The sequence below is a fragment of the Pseudomonas sp. W2Aug9 genome (assembly GCF_023127755.1).
Taxonomy (GTDB): domain Bacteria; phylum Pseudomonadota; class Gammaproteobacteria; order Pseudomonadales; family Pseudomonadaceae; genus Aquipseudomonas; species Aquipseudomonas synxantha_A.
In genome coordinates this window covers 447,952-454,803 of sequence record NZ_SPKL01000010.1, presented here as the reverse complement: position 1 = coordinate 454,803, position 6,852 = coordinate 447,952, and the positions used below count along the sequence as shown (strand labels likewise).

General features: G+C 60.7%; 5 protein-coding genes. 1 reads left to right on the top strand and 4 read right to left on the bottom strand.

All coding sequences use genetic code 11. From position 1 onward, the window contains the following. Positions 1-255 precede the first annotated feature (255 nt). Positions 256-963 (bottom strand): tellurite resistance TerB family protein, encoded by a 708-nt coding sequence (locus E3O56_RS08920; RefSeq protein ID WP_148852476.1) that lies wholly within the window; start codon positions 961-963, stop codon positions 256-258. A gap of 303 nt (positions 964-1,266) precedes the next feature. On the opposite strand from E3O56_RS08920, the gene E3O56_RS08915 reads away from it, so the two are divergent. Further along, a complete protein-coding gene (locus E3O56_RS08915) occupies positions 1,267-2,892 on the top strand; it encodes a glucan biosynthesis protein D (protein WP_032877493.1) in 1,626 nt (541 codons plus the stop codon). A 53-nt stretch (positions 2,893-2,945) separates the two neighbouring features. On the opposite strand, the gene E3O56_RS08910 is transcribed toward E3O56_RS08915, so the two are convergent. The 3 genes from E3O56_RS08910 to E3O56_RS08900 form a co-directional block, all read right to left on the bottom strand. Further along, positions 2,946-3,131, bottom strand: a complete 186-nt coding sequence (locus tag E3O56_RS08910) for a hypothetical protein (protein WP_005785481.1) — start codon at positions 3,129-3,131, stop codon at positions 2,946-2,948. Between the two features lie 301 nt (positions 3,132-3,432). Then, complete coding sequence (locus E3O56_RS08905) at positions 3,433-4,539, bottom strand: NADH:flavin oxidoreductase/NADH oxidase (RefSeq protein WP_194440210.1); 1,107 nt, start codon at positions 4,537-4,539, stop codon at positions 3,433-3,435. A 126-nt stretch (positions 4,540-4,665) separates the two neighbouring features. Next, positions 4,666-6,567, bottom strand: a complete 1,902-nt coding sequence (locus tag E3O56_RS08900; RefSeq protein WP_005785476.1) for a potassium transporter Kup — start codon at positions 6,565-6,567, stop codon at positions 4,666-4,668. Positions 6,568-6,852: the final 285 nt, after the last annotated feature.

Sequence of the window (6,852 nt, the reverse complement as noted above, 5' to 3'; positions counted from 1 at the left end):
TCTTGCCCCACCACTCGGCACCTCGCTTAGGCTCGGTGTGCCCGTAATCCGCCATGGATTTGGGAGGCCGCCGCCACGCGCCGTCCATGGCGCGGGGCGGCTAAACCGGCATCCCTGCCGGTTTACCCCCCAAATCCCTGTCGAATTCCGGCCAGCGTGGTTTGACGGGGCGCCTAAGATCAAGATCAAAAGCAGATCAAGAGCGGCTCGCTTCGCATCGTGGTTAGCGGGGCAGAGCTGCGTCGATAGCCTTACTTATGCGTTGAGCCGCACTTGCTTTTCCAACTCCAGCTTTAAGCCGGGTTCAAGTTTCAGTTGGCGGGCCAGTTCATCCAGGTAGGCTTTTTCCATGAAATTTTCCTCATCCACCAGCATTACGCTGGCGATGTACATTTCGGCGGCCATTTCCGGGGTGCTGGCGGCGCGGGCGACGTCGGTGGGGTCCAGGGGCTTGTTGAGTTCAGCGTGCAGCCAGTGTTGCAGTTCCTGGTCGTTGTCCAGCTTGGTGAATTCGCCTTCGATCAACGCGCGCTCGCGCTCATCCACATGGCCGTCTGCCTTTGCGGCGGCCACCAGTGCCTTGAGAATGCCCTGGCTGTGTTGTTCAACCTGGGCCGGAGGCAGGCGGTCGATGGTTTGTGGTTCGCCTTGGGGGGCGCTGGCTTGCTGGGCTTGCCAGTTGCCGTAGGCTTTATAGGCAATCACACCCAATGCGGCCAGGCCGCCGTAGGTCAGGGCCTTGCCGCCGAATTTGCGCGCTTTTTTGTTGCCCAGCAGCAAGCCCATGGCTCCGGCCGCCAGGGCGCCGCCACCGGCACCGCCGAGCATGCTGCCCAGCCCGCTACCCCCGAGTAAACCGCCAAGGGCGCTTTTGTCGCTGGATTTGCGTTGGCCGCCAGCCTTGTTTTGCAACATATCCTGGCCAGACTTGAGCAACTGATCGAGCAATCCGCGGGTATTCATTCGTAGCCTCCAGACACTTGGGTTCATAGGACCAATAGGCCCCCAGCGTAAGACGAAGTGCCAAAAAGCCGCGATCTAGAGTGCTTCCAGATGTAACGCGGGTATTCGACCAGGAAATGTCTTGTTGCATATGCAGCGCCATCATCCCGCCATCAATCAATTTGCCTTGTTCATCGAACCGCTTAAGCTATCCGGCGTCTGTTTATTGTCCGTTGCGTTTGGCCGAAGGCATGTCCGAACCGTTATTTCTGATCCGCTACGTGCCAGGAACGGCGCGGGATTTGCTCACGACAGGTTGTCTCTATGCACCGCAGGAATTTGCTCAAAGCATCCATGGCCATTGCGGCTTACACCGGTTTGTCGGCCAGCGGCCTGCTGGCCGCGCAGGCTTGGGCCGGGAACCGTGCCGCCGACGGCGAGGCCGTGGCGTTCGATTTCGAAGCGCTCAAGGCGCAAGCCAAGCAACTGGCCACCCGTGGCTATCAAGACACTAAGCAGGTGCTGCCGCCAACCCTGGCCACCATGACCCCGCAGAATTTCAACGCCATTGGCTACGACGGTAACCATTCGTTGTGGAAAGAGTTGAACGGCCAACTGGACGTGCAATTCTTCCATGTCGGCATGGGCTTCAAGACGCCGGTGCGCATGCACAGTGTCGACCCCAAGACCCGCGAGGCTCGCGAAGTTCATTTCCGCCCTTCGCTGTTCAACTATGAAAAAACCACGGTAGACACCCAGCAACTGACCGGCGACCTGGGTTTTTCCGGCTTCAAGCTGTTCAAGGCGCCGGAGCTGGACCGCCATGACGTGCTGTCGTTTCTCGGCGCCAGCTACTTTCGCGCGGTGGACTCCACCGGCCAATATGGCCTGTCGGCCCGCGGCCTGGCGATTGATACCTACGCGAAAAAACGCGAGGAATTCCCCGACTTCACGCAGTTCTGGTTCGAAACTCCGGACAAGAATGCCACCCGCTTTGTGGTCTACGCCCTGCTTGACTCGCCAAGCGCCACCGGCGCCTACCGCTTCGATATCGACTGCCAGGCCAACCAGGTGGTGATGGCAATCGACGCGCACATCAATGCACGCACTGCCATCGAACAATTGGGCATCGCCCCCATGACCAGCATGTTCAGCTGCGGCACCCATGAGCGGCGCATGTGCGACACCATCCACCCGCAAATCCACGATTCGGACCGCTTGGCCATGTGGCGCGGCAATGGCGAGTGGATCTGCCGCCCGCTGAACAACCCGGCCAAGCTGCAATTCAACGCGTTCGCCGACACCGACCCCAAAGGCTTCGGCCTTGTGCAGACCGACCATGAGTTCGCCAGCTACCAGGATACCGTCGACTGGTACAGCAAGCGCCCAAGCCTGTGGGTTGAACCGACCACCGCGTGGGGCGAAGGCTCGATCGACCTGCTGGAGATCCCCACCACCGGCGAAACCCTGGACAATATCGTCGCCTTCTGGACCCCGAAAAAGCCCGTAGCCGCGGGTGATTCGCTCAACTATGGCTACAAGTTGTACTGGAGCGCACTGCCACCGGTGAGCACGCCGCTGGCGCAGGTCGACGCGACCCGGTCAGGCATGGGTGGTTTTACCGAAGGCTGGGCACCCGGCGAGCATTACCCGAAGGTGTGGGCGCGGCGTTTCGCCGTAGACTTCAAAGGCGGCGGGCTGGATCGCCTGCCAGCGGGCACCGGCATCGAGCCGGTGGTGACCTGCTCCCATGGTGAGGTGAAGGATTTCAGCGTGCTGGTGCTGGATAACATCAAGGGCTATCGCATTCTGTTCGACTGGTACCCCACCAGCGACAGTGTGGAGCCGGTGGAGCTGCGCCTGTTTATTCGCACCCAAGACCGCACCCTGAGCGAAACCTGGCTGTATCAGTACTTCCCGCCCGCACCGGAGCAGCGCAAGTACACCTGAAATTAACCGCCTGATCATTCCCACGTCGCAGCGTGGGAATGATCGCAGGTGGCTTAGAACCGCGATACGCTTTTCATCGCGCCAATCAGATACCGCATCGCCACCTGATCACTCTCGGTCAGCGCCCGGTACTGGGCCAGCAACTCCATTTCATCCGAACTCAACCTTCGACCCCGCAATGACATCCGGCGGCTCAGAAAAGACGCCATTGCACCCGCTACGCCATAGGATTTGGCCATGGACCACTACTCCTGATATCAGTCAAATACTCCTGGTGCCCATTTCCAAACTCCCCCCGAAGCACAACGCTTTCGTGGTCAAGCAGCCTACCTCCCTGGGCTAGGAACCAGGCTTACCCTAAGCTTAGAAACTATCTTGTGGCACGTGGGATTTTTTTAGAGTATTCACTTAAAAAAATGGCCTCGGTAATAAAACCCTACAGCGCTTGCTTACGCCGTGGTCGATACAGGACGCGAGTTCTGGCAACCGCAAGAAAAAACCCACCGTATCAGGGTGGGTTCGACCTAACTGTGCGCGGGATCAATCGCGCAGATCCGACTCATGAATCGGCTGGTCCCGATGGGTTGCCCGCTGGTACTGCGCCGGCCAGATAGCCTTGCGCCCGCCCAGGTCATCGTCGGCATGCAGCGGCCAGTACGGGTCGCGCAGCAGTTCACGGGCCAGGAAGATGATGTCGGCCTGGCAGGTGCGCAGGATGTGCTCGGCCTGGGCCGGTTCGGTAATCATGCCAACCGTGCCGGTGGCGATGCCCGACTCCTTGCGCACGCGCTCGGCGAAGCGCGTCTGGTAGCCAGGGCCGGTGGGGATCTCGGCATTGGCGGCGGTGCCCCCGGAGGACACGTCGATCAGGTCGACGCCCAGTTCTTTGAGGCGGCGCGCCAACTCCACGGTTTCATCCGGGTTCCATCCGTCTTCGACCCAGTCGGTAGCCGATACCCGCACAAACAGTGGCAACTCCTGAGGCCAGGCCGCACGTACGGCCTTGGTCACCTCCAGTACCAGGCGAATGCGGTTTTCGAACGAGCCGCCGTAGTGGTCCTGACGCTGGTTGCTGATGGGCGAGAGAAACTGGTGCAGCAGGTAGCCATGGGCAGCATGGATTTCCACCACTTCAAAACCTGCGGTCAAGGCGCGCTTGGCGGCAGCGACAAAGTCGGCGATTACTTGCTGAATCTGCCCTTCGTCCAATTGCTTGGGCTGGGTGTGATTGGGGTCGAAGGCAATCGGCGAAGGGCCCACCGGCACCCACCCGCCCTCCTCCGGCTTGACGCTGCCATGCTTGCCGATCCAGGGCCGATGGGTGCTGGCCTTGCGCCCGGCATGGGCCAGTTGAATACCCGCCACCGCGCCCTGGGCCGCGATAAAGCGCGTGATACGCCGCAGCGGCTCGATCTGGGCGTCGTTCCACAGGCCCAGGTCCTGGGCGGTGATACGCCCATCAGCCGTCACGGCGGTGGCTTCGGTGAAAATCAGCCCCGCGCCCCCCACGGCTCGGCTGCCGAGATGCACCAGGTGCCAGTCATTGGCCAGGCCGTCGTCGCTGGAGTATTGGCACATCGGCGAGACCGCGATGCGGTTGAGCAGGGTCAATTGGCGCAGGGTATAGGGTTCGAGCAGTTGACTCATGGCGCACCTCTTCTGGGTTCTATGGGCACTGTTCAACAGTGTTTAGAGCCTAGTCGACAACCACCGATTGCACAGGGTTCAGAAAGGAAAGCGGGAGCCGATTGCCGGCTCCCGTTATGCAGCGCCTTACATTTCGACCTGGGTGCCCAGCTCGATCACACGGTTTACCGGCAGCTTGAAGAAGCGCAGGTTACCGTTGGCGTTCTTCAACATGAAGGCGAACAAGGTTTCGCGCCAGCGCGCCATGCCCTTGATGCGCGAGGCGATCACGGTCTCGCGGCTGAGGAAATAGGTGGTGCGCATCGGGCTGAAATCCAGATCATCCAGATGGCACAGTTTCAGCGCTTCGGGCACGTCCGGTTCATCGGTGAACCCGAAATGCAGGATCACGCGAAAGAAACCTTCACCGTAGGAGTCCACCTCGAAACGCCGTGCGGCAGGCACCCGTGGAATGTCTTCGTAGACCACCGTCAGCAGCACCACCTGCTCATGCAGCACCTGGTTGTGCAGCAGGTTATGCAACAGCGCGTGGGGCACCGCATCCGGGCGCGCGGTCAGGAACACCGCCGTGCCCTGCACGCGATGAGGCGGCTGCACGCGGATGCTGCTGATAAAAATCGGCAATGGCAGCCCACCCTCGTCGAGGCGCTCGACCAGCAATTGCTTGCCGCGCTTCCAGGTGGTCATCAACACGAACAACACAATCCCCGCCAGTACCGGGAACGCGCCGCCCTGGATCACCTTGGGCACGTTGGCGGCGAAAAACAGACCGTCCACCAGCAAGCAGCAGAGCAACACCGGCACCGCCAGCACCGGCGGCCACTTCCACAGCAACAGCATGACCGCCGACACCAGGATGGTGGTCATCAGCATGGTGCCGGTCACCGCTACGCCGTAGGCCGACGCCAGGGCACCGGAAGATTCGAAGCCCAGCACCAGCAGGATCACGCCCACCATCAACGACCAGTTCACGGCGCCGATGTAGATCTGGCCTTGCTCGGCACTCGAAGTGTGCTGGATGTGCATACGCGGGATGTAACCCAACTGGATCGCCTGGCGGGTCAACGAGAACGCACCGGAAATGACTGCCTGGGACGCGATCACGGTCGCCAGGGTGGACAAGCCCACCAGCGGGATCAGCGCCCAGCTCGGTGCCAGCAGGTAAAACGGGTTGCGCGCGGCCTCCGGATCGCCCAGCAGCATCGCGCCCTGGCCGAAATAGTTGAGCACCAGCGCCGGCAGCACCAGGATGAACCAGGCACGGGCGATGGGCTTGCGCCCGAAGTGGCCCATGTCGGCGTACAACGCTTCGGCGCCGGTCAAGGCCAGCACCACCGCGCCAAGAATTGCCACGCCGATGCCGGGGTGAACCATAAAGAAGCGCACGCCCCATGCAGGGTTCAGCGCATTCAATACTTCAGGCTGCTGCAGAATGCCGTACACCCCGAGACCGCCCAACACCAGGAACCAGGTGACCATCACCGGGCCGAACAGCTTGCCGATACGATCGGTGCCGTGTTTCTGGATCAGAAACAGCGCCACCAGCACGATCAGCGCGATGGGCACCACCCATTTTTCCAGGCCGTCAAACGCCAGCTCCAGACCTTCAATGGCCGACAATACCGAAATCGCCGGGGTGATCATGCTGTCGCCATAAAAGAGCGCCGCGCCACACAGGCCGCACACCACCAGGAAACTGCGCAATTTAGCGCGCTCCCCAGCAGCCCGCCGCGCCAACGCGGTGAGAGCCATGATGCCGCCCTCGCCCTGGTTGTCGGCACGTAGCACGAACAACATGTACTTGATCGACACCACCCAGATCAGCGACCAGAAGATCAGCGCCAGAATCCCCAAGACGCCGTCATGGTTGACCTGCACCCCATAACCACCGTTGAACACCTCTTTAAGGGTGTAGAGCGGGCTGGTCCCGATATCGCCATAAACCACCCCGACCGCTGCCACCAGCATGCCAATCGGCTTGGCGTTTGAATGCTCGGCACCTGCTGCCTGACTACTTGCCTGACCCATCAACCACTCCTGCCCTTTGACCCAAGGTCTTTTATAAACAGCACGACTAAGCTGACCCTAGCATGCGCTGTTTTACTTCTCGAAACAGACGTTTTATTGACCCAAGGGCATTACCCGTGCGCAACGGCGCGAAGCATAGCGCAGCACTCGTCGCATTTCGCTGTTCCAGTAGCTGAGACGTCGCTTTATGTAGTCAGCAATGACTGAGGCGGCATTTTGGCGCCTTTTTGCCTGCATTGATGACATCGCGGCCAACCGTATATGTTGGCCCGGCTCAGCAGGGTT

Excerpts from the sequence above, each read along its gene's own strand:
- E3O56_RS08920 (WP_148852476.1), bottom strand. The coding sequence starts at position 963 with ATGAATACCCGCGGATTGCTCGATCAGTTGCTCAAGTCTGGCCAGGAT.
- E3O56_RS08915 (WP_032877493.1), top strand. The coding sequence starts at position 1,267 with ATGCACCGCAGGAATTTGCTCAAAGCATCCATGGCCATTGCGGCTTAC.
- E3O56_RS08910 (WP_005785481.1), bottom strand. The coding sequence starts at position 3,131 with ATGGCCAAATCCTATGGCGTAGCGGGTGCAATGGCGTCTTTTCTGAGC.
- E3O56_RS08905 (WP_194440210.1), bottom strand. The coding sequence starts at position 4,539 with ATGAGTCAACTGCTCGAACCCTATACCCTGCGCCAATTGACCCTGCTC.
- E3O56_RS08900 (WP_005785476.1), bottom strand. The coding sequence starts at position 6,567 with ATGGGTCAGGCAAGTAGTCAGGCAGCAGGTGCCGAGCATTCAAACGCC.